The sequence below is a fragment of the Pantoea sp. FN0302 genome (assembly GCF_050113775.1).
Taxonomy (GTDB): Bacteria; Pseudomonadota; Gammaproteobacteria; order Enterobacterales; family Enterobacteriaceae; genus Mixta; species Mixta alhagi.
In genome coordinates this window covers 1812950-1827921 of the sequence record NZ_JBNJSM010000001.1, presented here as the reverse complement: position 1 = coordinate 1827921, position 14972 = coordinate 1812950, and the positions used below count along the sequence as shown (strand labels likewise).

The window sequence follows — 14972 nt, the reverse complement described above, 5'->3', positions numbered from 1 at the left end:
GTGCCAACCAGAAATTTTTGCCAGTTCATAATACTGCCTGTAACGATCAAACAAGAGAGCGGATCATAACCCGATCCGTGCCTGGCGACCAGGCAATTTACGCCATTTTTAACTCGGCCCGTGCAGGCTGATTGAGAAGCCCTGCTCATGCCAGTGAGTAAACTGCTCTGCTTGTCGGCGGGTCAGTTTTTTACCCGTCCAGACAAAAATTTGCTGACCCGGAAAGAGTTCCGGGCGGGGGTTATCCAGCGGTTCTGCCAGCACGTCGACACGCCAGCCCTGCTGGCACAAACGCCAGGCTTCCAGCCAGATACGGGTACGGTCTTCCACCCCCCAACCGAGCAGCAGCGCATCCTTTCCTGCCTTTTTACGTACGCTGCTCAGGTAAAAGGCGACATAATCGATCAGGGCGCCATCCAGCAGACTGCACATGGTTTTCGCCGTGTTTTGATCAAGCCCAAGCCGCTGACGAACCGGCACAAACACATGATCAATTAACGCATCTACAGAATGCTCACGACCGATATTGGCGATTTTAGCCCGTAGTTTCGCCGGACGAACGTGGCGTAGCACGCTCATTACCTCTTCCTGCAACGCCAGCCAGCCGTCGTGCGTATCAATATTTTCGCCTTCCAGCAGCGATTTGACTTTGCCTACCGGTACGCCGCTCTCTATCCAGCGCTTGATCTCTTCGATACGCTGAACATCTTCCTCATCAAACTGTCGATGCCCGCCTTCGGTGCGCTGTGGCTTAAGCAGCCCATAGCGACGCTGCCATGCGCGTAACGTTACAGGGTTTATACCACAGCGTTCGGCGACATCACCGATGCTGTACAGGGCCATTGACTGCCTCAACTTGCATTTTAAATACATTATCTGCGTTAACCTTAGCGGAGCTGAGTTAACGTGTACATAGTTTTTTTAGTTGTACAACTTGATCCAGACCGCAAAGCCGGTAACTCTCAGAGACACATTTCCTGTTTCTGAACGTTACGCGCCAGAGGCCAAACAGGCGCATCATTTACTGGTGGAGCAAAGATGATTGAATATCAAATTATTAATCGGCAGCAGGCGATAAACGAGCTGGAAGCATTAACCGATGTTCTGCAGGGGTGCGTCAACGCAGGTGCCAGCGTGGGATTTATCGATCCTGACGATCGACAAGTGATGAGAAATTTCTGGCAGGATAATTTTAATGGCCTCGAACAGGGCGATCGGCTGCTGCTGGTGGCGCGTCAGCAACAGCAGATTGTCGCCACGGTGATGGTGTTATGGAATATGATGCCCAACGGACGCCATCGCGCTGAAATCAGCAAGCTGCTGGTACATCCGGCGGCGCGGCGGCAGGGCATTGCGCGTGAGTTGATGGAGCGGGCGGAGCAACTGGTTAAACAGGCAGGGCGCAGCCTGATGGTGCTGGATACTCGCAGCGGCGATATCGCCAGTCTGCTTTACCTGTCGCTGGGCTGGGAAGTTGCCGGAGCTATTCCTTATTACGCGCAGTCAACGGAAGGCGCGATGGATGCCACCACCGTGATGTATAAGCGGCTGGCCTGATTTTACGCTTGGCGGCTGAACGCAACGCCGCTGCTGTGCAGCTATAAATGCCGGAAGCGCTCTTCCATATTCGCTGATAAGCGGCTGACGCCAGCGTCATACTGTGTAAAAATACAGGTTATCAACGCAGGAAGAGAGCAAGATGGCATTAACCGCAGCGTTAAAAGCGCAGATTGGCGAATGGTATAAAGCGCTGCAGCAGCAGGTTCCCGATTTTATTCCACGCGCGCCGCAGCGGCAGATGATTGCCGAAGTGGCAAAAACCCTGGCCGGTGACGATGGGCGTCATCTGGCGATCGAAGCGCCGACCGGGGTGGGCAAAACCCTTTCCTATTTGATCCCGGGCATTGCCGTTGGCCGTGCCGAAGAGAAACCGCTGGTGATCAGCACCGCGAACGTCGCGCTGCAGGATCAGATTTTTAGTAAAGATCTGCCGCTGCTGCGAAAAATAATCCCCGATCTAAAATTCACCGCCGCCTTTGGGCGCGGGCGCTATGTTTGCCCGCGTAACCTGAACGCGCTGGCGACCGACAGCGAAAAGCAGGGCGATCTGCTGCTGTTTCTCGATGACAATCTGGTGGCCAACAAAGATGAGCGCAAGCTCTGTACCAAACTGGAAAAGTCGCTGGATCGGCATCAGTGGGACGGCCTGCGCGATCACTGCGAAGAGGCGATCGACGATACGCTCTGGCAGCGCTTAAGCACCGATAAGGCTAACTGCCTGGCGCGCAACTGCCACTGGTATCGCGAATGTCCCTTTTTTGTCGCCCGGCGGGAGATCGAGCAGGCGGACGTGGTGGTGGCTAACCATGCGCTGGTGATGGCGGCGCTGGAGAGCGAATCGGTGCTGCCACCAGCGAAGCATTTGCTGCTGGTGCTGGATGAAGGCCACCATCTGCCGGAAGTAGCGCGCGATGCGCTGGAAACCAGCGCTGACATCACCGCCGCCTGGACCAGCCTGCAACTTGATCTGTTTGTGCGCCTGGTGGAAACCTGTATGGCGCAGTTTCGGCCAAAATCACCGCCGCCGCTGGCGAATCCCGAGCGGTTAAAAACCCACTGTGACGAATGGCGCGAACATCTCGCCAGCCTGACGCGTATTCTGGCGCTGTGGCTGCCGCCAGAGCCGCAGGAAGGTGAACATCGCTTTGAAATGGGGCAACTGCCGGAAGAGATGCAAACCTTATGCGCCCGCCTTTTCAAACTGAGCGACGGGCTGCGCGGGCTGGCGGAAGGGCTGTTAAACGATCTCAGCGAAAAGAGCGGACAATACGATGTGGTGCGCCTGCACCGTACGATGCTGCAGATGAACCGCGCTTTCGGCTGGTTTGAAAGCATCAGCAAACTGTGGCGGCTGGCGTCGATGGAGCAGGCCTCCGGCGCGCCGGTTTCGAAATGGGTCAGCCGCGAACTGCGGGAAGGCCAGCCACACCTCTTTTTCCACTGCGCCGGTATTCGCGTGAGTGAACAGCTGGAGAAGCTACTGTGGCGAAAAGTGCCGCATGTGGTGCTGACTTCGGCAACGCTGCAATCGCTGAACAGCTTTAACCGATTACAGGAACTTTCCGGGCTTAACGAAAAGGTGGGAGATCGCTTTGTGGCGCTCGGCTCGCCGTTTAATCATGTTGAGCAAGGCAAGCTGATTATCCCCCAGATGCGCTTTGAGCCGCTGATGGCAAATGAGGCGCAGCATATCGCTGAAATGGCTCATTTCTTTCGCCATCAGGTGAAAGCGGGCCAGCACAAAGGCATGCTGGTGCTGTTTGCCAGCAACCGCGCCATGCAGCAGTTTTTGACGCACCTGAGCGATCTGCGGCTGATGCTGCTGGTGCAGGGCGATCAGCCGCGCTACCGGCTGGTAGAGCTGCATCGCAAGCGGGTAGAGCAGGGCGAGGCGAGCGTGCTGGTGGGCCTGCAATCTTTTGCTGAAGGGCTGGATTTAAAAGGCGAGCTGCTTTCTCAGGTACATATTCACAAAATCGCTTTTCCACCGGTGGACAGTCCGGTAATTTTAACCGAAGGGGAGTGGCTGAAGAGCCTGAAGCGCTACCCGTTTGAGGTGCAAAGTCTGCCCAGCGCCTCATTTAGTCTGATCCAGCAGGTGGGGAGATTGATCCGAAGCCATCAGTGCTTTGGTGAAATTGTGATTTACGATCGGCGGCTGATCACCAAAGCATACGGTGCACGCCTGTTAAAAGCCCTGCCGGTTTTTCCCATAGAGCAGCCGCCGATGCCTGAAGGCACCATAGCACCGGTAAGCACCAGCAAACCCAGGCCCGTACCGGCGGCGCGGCGTCGAAAAAAGGAAAAGCATTAAATGTTGCAGTACAACAAACTGATTAAAGAAGTGGGCCGTGGCAAAAACCATGCGCGCGATCTGGATGAAGAGAGCGCGTATCAGCTTTATCGCGCCATGCTTAACGACGAAGTGCCGGATCTGGAGCTGGGTTCGCTGCTGATTGCGATGCGTATCAAAGGGGAAGGCGAGGCGGAAATGACCGGTTTCTATCGCGCCGTACAGGAGCGAGTGCTTTCGCTGACGCCACCGGCGGGCAAGCCGCTGCCCATCGTGATCCCCAGCTACAATGGCGCACGCCGTCAGGGCAATCTGACGCCGCTGCTGGCGCTGCTGCTCTCTCGTCTTGGCTTCCCGGTGGTGGTACATGGCGTCAGCGACGATGCCACGCGCGTGACCAGCGAGACCGTTTTCCAGGCGCTTGGCATTGCTGCCGTCAGCGATGCGCAAAACGCGCAGGCGAAACTGGAGCAGGGCGAGCCGGTGTTTATCACCGTAGACAATCTTTGTGCGCCGCTGGCCAAACAGCTGGGGCTGCGCTGGCGTCTGGGCGTGCGTAACAGCGCGCACACGCTGGCTAAGCTGATTACCCCTTTTGACGAGGCCGCAGCGCTGCGTTTCGCCAGCGTTTCCCATCCCGAATATATTCCACGCGTGGCAAAATTTTTCAGAGCGCAGGGCGGCAGGGCATTACTACTGAACGGCACGGAAGGGGAAGTTTACGCCAATCCGCTGCGCTGCCCCGCTATTAACCTGATCCACGGTGCGGCGGCGGAACCGCAAGAGCTGGTGGCGCGTCAGCCGGAGTGCACCTGCGATCTGCCGGAAAGCAAAGAGGCGACAGTCACTGCCGCCTGGATCCAGCAGGTGCTGGAAAAATCTCGTCCGGTACCGCAATCATTACGGCTGCAGATCGCCTGCTGCTATCTGGCCAGCGGTCGCAGCGCCTCGCTGGATGAGGGCCTGGCGGCGCTGGCAGCGGCGGGCTACTGAGCCGACGCTAGCGTTGATTTACCGGCAGCGGCAAATGGCTCTCAACCAGCCGCTGCCAGAAGGCGATAGCCGGTTCAATCAGCGCATCGTTAAAGTCATAGCTGGCGTTATGTAGCGCACGGGACGGCGTATCGCCATCGGCACCGATCCAGAAATAGGCGCCGGGGCAGGCTTCCAGCATGCAGGCGAAATCTTCTGACGCCATTGAGGGATCCACCTGCCAGCGTACCTGTTCCGCGCCGAACAACCCGATAGCCGCCTCGCGCACGCGTGCGGCGGGCAGAGCATGATTTTGTGTCACCGGATAGCCGGGATACCAGCAAATCGTTCCCTCAACTCCCAGCGGCTGCGGCAGAACCTCCACAAACGACCCGATAAGCCCGCGTACTTTCTCCCTGACCTCGCTTTGTAAACAGCGCACGGTACCGCGCAGCGTCACCGCCTCCGGGATCACATTAATGGCTTCTCCGCCCTGGATCTGGGTAACGCTGACCACGGACGAGGCCAGCGGTGACAGCCGGCGCGCAGGAATCGTTTGCAATGCCAGAATCAGCTGGGCCGCCGCTACAATGGGGTCGGCACCGCACTCCGGCATGGCGGCGTGACAGCTTTTGCCGGTAAGGGTTATTTCAAACGAATCGAGGGAGGCCATCATTGCGCCATCGTTGACCGCCAACGTGCCTAACGGCAGGCCAGGCCAGTTGTGCAACGCATAAACGGCGTCCATCGGAAAGCGCTGGAACAGCCCTTCCTCCACCATTTGACGTGCGCCGCCCAGATTCTCTTCGGCAGGCTGAAAAATAAAATGCACCGTGCCGCTGAAGCGGCGCGTCTGCGCCAGCCACCTCGCGCTGGCCAGCAAAATAGCGGTATGACCATCGTGACCGCAGGCGTGCATAGCGCCGGGGCGCTGCGATCGCCAGGGCTGCTCTCCTCGTTCCGTAATGGGTAAAGCATCCATATCGGCGCGCAGGCCAATCGTAGGGCCAGGACCACACTCCAGGGTGCCAATAACGCCGGTTTTGGCGATGCCGGTCGCCACTTGTAAGCCAAAACTGCGTAGCTGTTCGGCAACAAAATGGGCAGTATGCTGTTCCTGGTAGCCCAGCTCTGGCTGAGCGTGCAGCTGACGGCGCCATTGCACCGCCTCTTCAATTAACGCTGCGGGTAAACTCATAACGGTCCTCTCTTCGAGCCGCGCCTGTTTGCGCAGCGGAATAACTTCACTCTAGAAGAGAGAACCGGTGCAGTCTATCGGTTGCGACGTAAAACAGTCGTGGTTATTTAATGGCTAAATCGCGGCGCTGGGTAGTTACTTTTTGCGCGCGTCCGGGCGTTGCAGCTCAAAGCGCTGGGCTTCGCTGATGCCGTACCAGGCGCTGGGGCCACCGGCGCGCAGAACCGGTTGCGCTTTGCTGGTCTGATAAATGCCCTCTTCCAGCAGCGCATCATCAATATGTACCGCAACCACCTCGCCGAGGATCAGCCAGCTATCCAGCGGCGCGCCGTCGGCATTCTGTAACTGCAGATGCTGCGTCAGGCGGCATTCAAAGTTAACCGGACTTTCCGCCACCATCGGCGCCCTGACCAGATCGCCGCTGATGGGCGTCACGCCTGCTAACATAAACTCATCTACCTCCTGCGCCACCGAAGCGGAGCTTTCATTGGCCGCTTCCGCCAGCGGGCGCGTGACCAGATTCCAGACAAACTCTTTGGTTTCCAGAATATTGCGCAAGCTGTCTTTTTTACCGAGACTGGCGAAACCAATAATCGGCGGCTGATAGTTAAAGCTGTTAAAAAAGCTGTAGGGAGCCAGGTTGCGCACGCCAGAAGCGCTGAGTGAACTGATCCAGCCAATAGGACGCGGCGCAACGATCGCATTAAAGGGATCGTGCGGCAGACCGTGGCCCGCACGGGGTTGATAGGAGTAACGTTGACGAGACATAATTATCCTTAGAGTTAAGCGACAGCTTCATCTTAGCCGCTTCGGCGTGAAAAAATGCACGTCAATTGTTTACGGTTTTTTCCGGAGCGGGTATCTTACGCGCCGTTACCCAAGAGAGAGCCTGATGAAACAGCCCGCCACTAAAAACCAACTGCATCCCCGAAACCGTCATCGCGAGCGCTATGATTTTGCTGCGCTGAGCGCGGCCCATCCGCCGCTGCAGCCCTTTATTATCACCACGCCGCGCGGCGACAGCTCGATCGATTTTGCCGATCCGCAGGCGGTGAAAACGCTGAATCAGGCGCTGCTAAAACATTTTTATCAGATCCACAGCTGGGATATTCCGGATGGCTTTTTGTGTCCGCCGGTGCCGGGACGTGCAGATTATCTGCACTGGCTGGCCGATCTGCTGGCGCAGGATAATGCACAGCAGGTGCCGCGCGATATTAACGTGCTGGATATTGGTTGCGGCGCGAACTGCATCTATCCGCTGATTGGTTTCCGTGAGTATGGCTGGCGCTTTACCGGTTCTGAAGTGAACGCGCAGGCGATGAAGGCCGCCGGGGCGATCCTGGAAGCTAACCCAGCACTGCGTCGCGCCATTCGCCTGCGTCGTCAGCCAAACAGCGATCGGATGTTCCAGGGCATTATTCATAAAAATGAGTTCTATCACGCCGTGGTCTGTAATCCGCCGTTCCACGCCTCCAGCGAGCAGGCTGCGGAAGGCAGCGCCCGCAAGGTGCGTAATCTGGGCCTGGCGAAAGATGCGCCGCTCAATTTTGGCGGCCAGCAGGCGGAGCTGTGGTGCGAAGGCGGTGAAAAAGCCTTTATCGGTCAGATGATCAGCGAAAGCGTGAGTTATGCGCGCCAGGTAATATGGTTCACCTCACTGGTGTCACGCCGCGAGCATCTGCCTGCGCTGCGCCAGGCGTTAACCGACGCAGGCGCGCACGAGGTACGAATTGTTGATATGGCGCAGGGGCAGAAGCAGAGCCGCTTTATCGCCTGGACCTTTCAGGAGAGCGCGGCGCGGACGCGACTGATGAAGCCGCGTCCCTGAGGCACTTAGTCCGGTGCCGGCAGGCTTTTTATTGCCGCCGCGTCGGTGCTGTCGTCGCCGGATGGGACAACCTGTACCGTCTGGCGCGGCGCCTTAATGCCTGCCGCATCAAAATGTTTTTTCACCAGTTCATCCAGCGCAAAGCGCACCGTCCACTGCTTTAACGGCTGAGTGGTAATTGATACGCGCACGGTAAAGGCGCGCTCGGTTAGACCAACCAGCCCGGCAAAATTTGGCTCGCCAATAATAAAGGCGTGGATATCTTCACGCGCCATCAGTTCATTCACGGCGGAGCGCAGCGCGGCATTAGCGCGATCGCTATCTTCGCTGCGATCGACATCGTAATTCGCCACAAAGGAACCAATGCCACGGACAAAGTTGGCGAAGGTGGTGATCGAAGACCAGGGAATAATATGATACGCCCCGGTATCCTGGCGCACCCCAACCGAGCGGATCGACATACGTTCCACGGTGCCGGTTAGCGGCCCGATGGTAACCAGATCGCCGGTATTCATACCATTTTCAAACTGAATAAAAATCCCGGTAATAATATCTTTGACCAGCGTTTGCGAGCCAAAAGAGACCGCCAAACCCAGCGCGCCGGCCCCCGCCAGCAGCGGCGCGATATTAACGCCGATTTCCGATAACAATATCATGATGGTAATGGTGCTGATGACCACCGCCAGCGCGTTGCGAAACAGCGTGAGCAGCGTACGCGTGCGTGCGCTGGGCATCGGACGACCGTGAATATCAGAAGAGAGACGGCTTTCTATCAGGCTGGCCAGTAAGGTCCAGCCTACGGCAGAGAAGAGCAGGATCATAAATACCCGGATCAGCACATCCACCAGCTGTTCACCCGCGCCCACGGTAAGCCAGTACCAGAGGTCGAACAGCTGCCAGGCATTCAGCAGCAGCAACAGCACGGCGAAGACCGTGAGAATACGCGCGGCTTTCAGCATAAAGGAGATCCAGCTATTGACCCGTTTTTGTAGCTCTGGATAGTTGCGGCGCAGCTCAGGCGAAAGGGTAATGGTTTTACTGATCCAGCGCGTCAGCATGCCGGACACCACGGCACCCAGGCCGATAATTACCAGGCTGCGCAGCGTCGCCGACATCATGAATTTCAGGCTGCCGCCGGGGTTAAAGATGGAGAAGAAGAACAGCACAATAAAGTAGGCGCTGGCGATCCAGTGCCAGACAAAGGCGAAGGCGCGAATAAACAGCGTAAAAAAGGATAACGAGCGTTCGGAAAGCGCAATGAGTTCGCGCTGTATGCTGCGGCGGTTATGAAATATCAGCCACAGCGCCCAGCCGGTCATTAACCCCATAATAATGACGTTGACCAGCGCGCCGGTTTGCACATTGACCCGATTAGAGACAATCGGCACTACCACCAGTAAGCCATAGCCAATCACGCCGCTGAGCCAGCTAAGGCGGGTATGCCAGTAGCGTGCCCGCATATCGTTAAATGAAAACGGGCGTAGTTCAGGAAAGCGCGGACAGAAGATCATGCGCAGCACTGTCTTAAAGAATTCAATTAACGCAAAGGCATTCAGAAACAGGCCCTGCTGATAGGCAATGGTGCGGCTGCCCGCATTCAGATTGTTGCTAAGGATTTGTCCAACAAACAGCGCCAGCGCCAGCAGCAGCAGGTCAATCGCAAAGGCGCCGATAATGGTTAACGGCAGATGCAGCCAGCTGTCTGGCTGATTGCTTTTTTTGCGGCCCCAGCGGCCCATCTGGCGGTAAAGCGGCGTGACCAGCATGCGTATCGCCCAGTAAAAGGCGAACAGCGCCACGGCCAGCATCAGGAAGTGGTTAAACGCGTTAAAGAAGGTGGCCTTGTTAAAGGCTTTCTGCGGCGCGGAGAGGATATTGTTATAAAGACGAATAAAACTGCCGGCGAACTGTCCGCCATATTCGCGCGTGACGTCGGTAATGCTTTGCAGAACGGTTTTATCTTCCTGCTCTTCGGCGGCGTTCGGCGGCGTTAGCGCTGGCTCGTTAGTGGTGGAGGGGCTGGCGGCGGCTTCGCGCAGCTGTTTAATCAGCGCCTGACGCGACTCATCGTTTTCCAGAATGGTTGCCAGAGCAAGCCAGGCCGCTTTTTTCTCTTCGATGGTTGGTTCATGCGTTGCCGCTTCGCTGGCGGGTTTCTGAGCCTGCTGGCTGGCAACGGCGGCAGCGGGCAGCGACACGGCCTGTGCTGCCGATATCAGGCATAGCAGTAATACACACAGAACCCCCTGACGCAGACGACACCACACGACGTTTATTCCCAACATCTTTCTCCCCAATAGCAACCGGTACGGCAGAAGCGTCTGAAAAGTATAGACGCTGATGCTGAGGCAATAGTCTGAATCCTGAGGTCAGACTGGCGGAGAAAATGACTTTTATGGTTGCAGGGGAAGGGCATGCAGAGGGTTAATTCTCCCCTTTACACGGCTTAGTAGCCAGGGCAGAACCATCAGCAGATGAATTATGTAGGGTAATAACATCGTGCCTGCGCAGAGAGCCCAGGCCGATCGTAAAGACGCAAAAAACGTCATCCCTGACAGCTCGGCCCGCGCCATCCATGGCGCGGGACGCTTTACTCTTCTGCCTGGGCTCCCCGCGCCTCAGCTGCTCAGTTGTCTGACAGGCCAGACCAAGGGGGCGCTTAAGAAACGTGCTGTAAAAACTCGCGCAGACGTTCGCTGGGTGGATTAGAGATCAGCGTATCGGGCGGGCCATCTTCCGCAATGCGACCCTTATCAATAAAGATCAGTCGTGAAGCCACCTGTTGTGCAAAGCCCACTTCATGCGTCACGATAACCATCGTCATCCCTTCCTCAGCCAGATTCTGCATCACCTTTAACACCTCATGACGCAGCTCTGGATCGAGCGCTGAAGTCGGCTCATCAAACAGCATCATCTTGGGCTTAACCGCCAGCGCACGCGCAATAGCGACGCGCTGCTGCTGACCGCCCGATAGCTCGGAAGGATAGTGGTGAGCGCGCTCCGCCAGGCCAACCTTCGCCAGCAGCGTTTTCGCCAGCTGATGCGCCGCCTCTTTTTTGGTGCCGCGTACCCGGATTGGGCCGAAAGCGACATTTTCCAGTGCGGTCATCTGCGGAAACAGATGAAACTGCTGGAAAACCATGCCCGCTTCCTGACGAATCAGACGCTCATCCACTTTGGGATCGTTAACCTTTAAACCATCGACGATCAGCTCGCCGCTGGTGATCTCTTCCAGCTTGTTGATACAACGCAGCAGGGTAGACTTACCCGAGCCGGATGGGCCAATAATCACCACCACTTCGCCCTGATTAATCTTCAGATCGATATTGTGCAGCACCTGAGTTTGTCCAAAGTGCTTGGAAACGTTTTTAAATTCAATCACAGGATTTTCATCCTTTTTTCAAGGCGACGCAGCACGAAGCTCAACACCAGCGTAATAACCAAATAGATAATCGCCACCGCGCTCCAGATTTCCAGCGCGCGGAAGTTACCGGCAATAATTTCCTGCCCCTGACGGGTCAGCTCGGCAACGCCGATAACGATAAACAGCGAGGTATCCTTGATACTGACAATCCACTGATTGCCCAGCGGCGGCAGCATACGGCGCAGCGCCAGCGGCATAATCACATAGCGCAGGGTTTCCCGGCGCGACAGGCCAAGCGCCAGACCCGCTTCACGGAATCCTTTGTTAATCGACAGCACTGCGCCACGGGTAATTTCCGCAATATAGGCGCCGGAGTTGATGATAATCGTCACTACCGCCGCAGTGAAGGGATCAATACGCAGGTCAGGTATGGCCATTGGCAGGGCGAAATAGATAAACATCACCTGCACCACAATCGGCGTACCGCGAATCAGCTCAATGAAAACCAGCGCGATATTATTGGTCAGCCAGCCGCCGTAGGCGCGGGCGAAACCGGCGATAACGCCGATAACCAGGCCGCCAATCAGGCCAAGCACTGAGATCAGCAGGGTCATTTTGGCCCCTTCCAGCAGAAGGGGAATGGCTGGCCAGATCACGCTCCAGTCAAATTCCATGGTGTTTTCTCCGGAAAAAATCCGTCATTGTTGCAATAAAGAAACGCAGGGATGCGTAGGCATCCCTGACGTGGCTAACGCTTTCAGGCTTCAGGTTTATTTCGGCTCGCTGCCGAACCATTTTTTATAGATGGTATTGTAGGTGCCGTTGTCACGCAGCGTTTTCAGCGCGCCGTTAATCTTCTCGCGCAGTTCATCGCTTCCTTTCGGCAGGGCGATGCCATATTGCTGTGCTTCAAGAGAGTCGCCTACCGCTTTAAACTGTCCACGGCCTGCGGTGTTGATAAAATAGAGGATGTTTGGCGTATCGTGCAGCACGGCATCCGCACGGTTGGTGCCCAACTCCATGTAGGCGTTATCAATGTTCGGGAACTGGCGCAGATCTTTGGTTTTAATATGCTTTTTCGCATAGTCAACCGAGCCGGTACCGCTCTTCACGGCAACCACTTTGCCGTTAAGATCGTTGATGCCTTTTACTTCATCATTGTTGGCTTTCACCATCACCAGCAGACCGCTTTTGTAGTAGCCATCAGAAAAATCGATCGCTTTTTTACGCTCATCGGTAATGGTAATGCCCGCCAGTGCGAGATCGACATTACGCGTCTGCAGGGCAGGAATAATACCGCTGAAATCCATCGGCTTCAGGCTATAGGAAAGGTTGAGCTGTTTTGCGATGGCATCCCACAAATCAATGTCGAAACCGACATACTTGTCGCCCTGCTTAAACTCAAACGGGACGAACGCTGTATCGGTTGCGACAACCAGTTTTTTCTCCGCCGCGGTGGCGGAAACGGCAAACGTTAACGCTAAAGCAGCAAGGGAAAGCTTAAAAACAGACTTCATCATTTTATCCTTATTACCGATGCGGTACCTGTTGCACCGCTGTTGCTGATGGTCATATGAAAAATCTATGCCAACTTTACATAACTGGAAGAAACCAGTGCTTAACGGACAGGATAAGCCCAAAGATTCAGATAATTCTGCCAATGCACTAAAGTTGTGACCCTTTTTGGTGCATTGCCGTAATTTGGTGCAATGCCCTCAGGGATTGAGCCAGAAAAAGAGCGGAAGGTGAACCTTGAAGTGTTTATATTGTTAAATATGTCATAAATATATGTTAAAAATGCAAAAAAAAAGCGGATGGCAACCATCCGCTTCTTTGCTAAATCAATGTCAGATTATTCGATGTTTGATTCGATAAACCACAGGAATTTGTCCAGATCGCGTGACGCTGCGGTAAGAATATCCGCTGTGTCTTCATCTTTAACTTCGCCGATGGCTTTACGCACGTCGTTAGCTACCAGACCGTAGCGATCTGCCAGCGCTTTCAGATGATCCTGTACGCTATGAATATTCAGCGGGTAGCTCTGCAGCGGCGTCTTATCTACCACTACCTGTGCGGTACCCAACGCCACGCCGCCCAGCTGTACCACACGTTCTGCCATGGTATCCTGGTGGTCGGTGATCGTAGTACGGAAGCCGTCCAGCATCTCGTGTACGCCAATAAAGTTAGCGCCACGCATATTCCAGTGCGCCTGCTTAGTGATCAGCGACAGGTCGATGAATTCAACAACCAGACGATTAAGTACCTCGATGGTGGCTTTTTTCTCACTCTCTGCCACGTCATTACGGGTGTAGATCAGATCGGAAGATGTGTTTTTTACCAGTTTTGCGGTACTCATCATTAATATCCTCTAATGTCGTATGTCCTAATTAAGCACGGAATTAAGTATAGCACCGGATTTAGAGGCTGCAGGAAAGTTACTGCCTATTGAACAGATAGCGCTTATCAAACTGTTGGGTAAAGAAATTTTTTAGCGCTTTCGTCAGAGAACCAGCAAAGAAAATGGCGGGCACAAAAAGTTAATTATTTAAATTTATGAATTTAAATGTTTATTTTTCATTACTGTACAGATGGAAAATATTGATAATAAATTTTATGAAATATAACAAAATATAAACAAGCCAATATCATTACGGCGTTAAGAATATTACAAAATAATAAAAAAGCGCTTATTCAGCCTGTTAAGTCAGGCTGAATAAGAATATTCGTAATCACACTACTCTGTTATTTTTCCGCTTTCCGTTACCACGGCATGACGCGGGCGGCTGGTAATAGTAGAACCCGCCGAGGCAATGATAATTGCCAGTAACCCCATCCACTGCATCAGCGTCAGTAATTCGTTAAGAAACAGCATGCCGGAGATTGCTGCCATTGCTGGCTCCAGGCTCATCAGAGTACCGAAAGTGCGCGCAGGCAACCTTGTCAGCGCCACCATCTCCAGGGAATAGGGCAGGGCGCTGGAAAGTACCGCTACCGCAAACGCCATCGGCAGGATAGAGAGTTGCCAAATGGTGTCGGCGGCAAAGGTTAATCCCAGCGGAACAAAAATCAGCGAGCCAATAATCGATCCCATCGCCACCGTTGCCGGACCGTGATCTGCGCCAGCGCGCTGGCCAGCCAGAATATAAACTGCCCAGCAGGCGCCGGCAGCAATGGCCAGCGCTGCGCCGAGCGGATCAACATGGCTAAAGCTATGGCCCAGCGGCAGCAGCCACCAGAGCCCGAGCACTGCCAGCAAAATCCAGATAAAATCAGTCGCCCGGCGCGAACCAAACAGCGCCAGCGTCAGCGGACCGGTAAACTCCAGCGCAACCGCCACGCCAAGCGGAACAGTACGAATAGAGAGATAGAACAGATAGTTCATGGCACCCAGCGCAACGCCATACAAAATCAGCGCCTTGCGCTGCTGTGGGGAAAAGCGTAAACGCCAGGGTTTAAAGATCAGGCTAAGAATAAGCGTGCCGATACCCAGACGCAGCGCGGTAATACCGGTTGCGCCCGCGGTGGGAAACAGCGTCTTTGCCAGCGCCGCACCGCACTGTATAGAGATCATGGCGATCAGAATCACCATTATCGGCATGATAGTTTGTGAAGAAACAAGGTTTTTTTGCAAAGCGCGCAAAGACATCCTGTAATCCGCCTTAAATATCCATCAGATGTTAAAAGTCCACAGTGTACAGTCAGGCTAAAAAAAGTCATCGACGAGAGGAAATTTTGCGCTTTACGTCTAAAAGTAAGC

The 14972-nt window shown here is 54.9% G+C and carries 13 protein-coding genes; 4 read left to right on the top strand and 9 right to left on the bottom strand.

Annotated elements, in window-relative coordinates; genetic code table 11:
- Window positions 1–108 precede the first annotated feature (108 nt).
- Window positions 109–843: a MerR family transcriptional regulator gene (locus ACQE32_RS08520; protein WP_426974185.1), complete on the bottom strand. Its 735-nt coding sequence runs from the start codon at window positions 841–843 to the stop codon at window positions 109–111.
- 195 nt (window positions 844–1038) lie between these two features.
- Here ACQE32_RS08520 and ACQE32_RS08515 point away from each other — a divergent pair, with 195 nt between their 5' ends.
- The 3 genes from ACQE32_RS08515 (at window position 1039) to ybiB (ending at window position 4846) form a co-directional block, all read left to right on the top strand.
- On the top strand, window positions 1039–1557 hold the full coding sequence (locus ACQE32_RS08515; protein ID WP_426974186.1) for an N-acetyltransferase family protein: 519 nt from the start codon (window positions 1039–1041) through the stop codon (window positions 1555–1557).
- A 142-nt stretch (window positions 1558–1699) separates the two neighbouring features.
- Window positions 1700–3874 (top strand): ATP-dependent DNA helicase DinG, encoded by a 2175-nt coding sequence (gene dinG / locus ACQE32_RS08510; RefSeq protein ID WP_426974187.1) that lies wholly within the window; start codon window positions 1700–1702, stop codon window positions 3872–3874.
- A gap of 3 nt (window positions 3875–3877) precedes the next feature.
- Window positions 3878–4846 carry a DNA-binding protein YbiB gene (gene ybiB, locus ACQE32_RS08505; protein WP_427021759.1) on the top strand — a complete coding sequence of 323 codons (969 nt, stop codon included), beginning with the start codon at window positions 3878–3880 and terminating at the stop codon, window positions 4844–4846.
- A 7-nt stretch (window positions 4847–4853) separates the two neighbouring features.
- On the opposite strand, the gene ACQE32_RS08500 is transcribed toward ybiB, so the two are convergent.
- The gene (locus ACQE32_RS08500; protein WP_426974188.1) at window positions 4854–6023 is read right to left on the bottom strand and encodes a M20 aminoacylase family protein; all 1170 of its coding nucleotides are present in this window, start codon (window positions 6021–6023) and stop codon (window positions 4854–4856) included.
- A gap of 135 nt (window positions 6024–6158) precedes the next feature.
- On the bottom strand, window positions 6159–6791 hold the full coding sequence (locus ACQE32_RS08495; protein WP_426974189.1) for a flavin reductase family protein: 633 nt from the start codon (window positions 6789–6791) through the stop codon (window positions 6159–6161).
- 124 nt (window positions 6792–6915) lie between these two features.
- On the opposite strand from ACQE32_RS08495, the gene rlmF reads away from it, so the two are divergent.
- Complete coding sequence (gene rlmF / locus ACQE32_RS08490; protein ID WP_426974190.1) at window positions 6916–7851, top strand: 23S rRNA (adenine(1618)-N(6))-methyltransferase RlmF; 936 nt, start codon at window positions 6916–6918, stop codon at window positions 7849–7851.
- A gap of 5 nt (window positions 7852–7856) precedes the next feature.
- Here the strand turns inward: rlmF and ybiO are convergent, their stop codons facing one another.
- The 6 genes from ybiO to rhtA all read right to left on the bottom strand — a co-directional run bounded on the left by ybiO (window position 7857) and on the right by rhtA (window position 14861).
- A complete protein-coding gene (gene ybiO / locus ACQE32_RS08485) occupies window positions 7857–10136 on the bottom strand; it encodes a mechanosensitive channel protein (RefSeq protein ID WP_427021634.1) in 2280 nt (759 codons plus the stop codon).
- A gap of 374 nt (window positions 10137–10510) precedes the next feature.
- On the bottom strand, window positions 10511–11233 hold the full coding sequence (gene glnQ / locus ACQE32_RS08480) for a glutamine ABC transporter ATP-binding protein GlnQ (RefSeq protein WP_426974192.1): 723 nt from the start codon (window positions 11231–11233) through the stop codon (window positions 10511–10513).
- A complete protein-coding gene (gene glnP / locus ACQE32_RS08475; protein WP_085067490.1) occupies window positions 11230–11889 on the bottom strand; it encodes a glutamine ABC transporter permease GlnP in 660 nt (219 codons plus the stop codon). Before glnP ends, glnQ begins: the two co-directional genes overlap by 4 nt.
- Before the next feature lie 96 nt (window positions 11890–11985).
- The gene (gene glnH, locus ACQE32_RS08470; RefSeq protein WP_085067489.1) at window positions 11986–12732 is read right to left on the bottom strand and encodes a glutamine ABC transporter substrate-binding protein GlnH; all 747 of its coding nucleotides are present in this window, start codon (window positions 12730–12732) and stop codon (window positions 11986–11988) included.
- Between the two features lie 335 nt (window positions 12733–13067).
- The gene (gene dps, locus ACQE32_RS08465) at window positions 13068–13571 is read right to left on the bottom strand and encodes a DNA starvation/stationary phase protection protein Dps (RefSeq protein WP_085067488.1); all 504 of its coding nucleotides are present in this window, start codon (window positions 13569–13571) and stop codon (window positions 13068–13070) included.
- 378 nt (window positions 13572–13949) lie between these two features.
- A complete protein-coding gene (gene rhtA, locus ACQE32_RS08460; RefSeq protein WP_426974193.1) occupies window positions 13950–14861 on the bottom strand; it encodes a threonine/homoserine exporter RhtA in 912 nt (303 codons plus the stop codon).
- Between the last annotated feature and the right edge of the window lie 111 nt (window positions 14862–14972).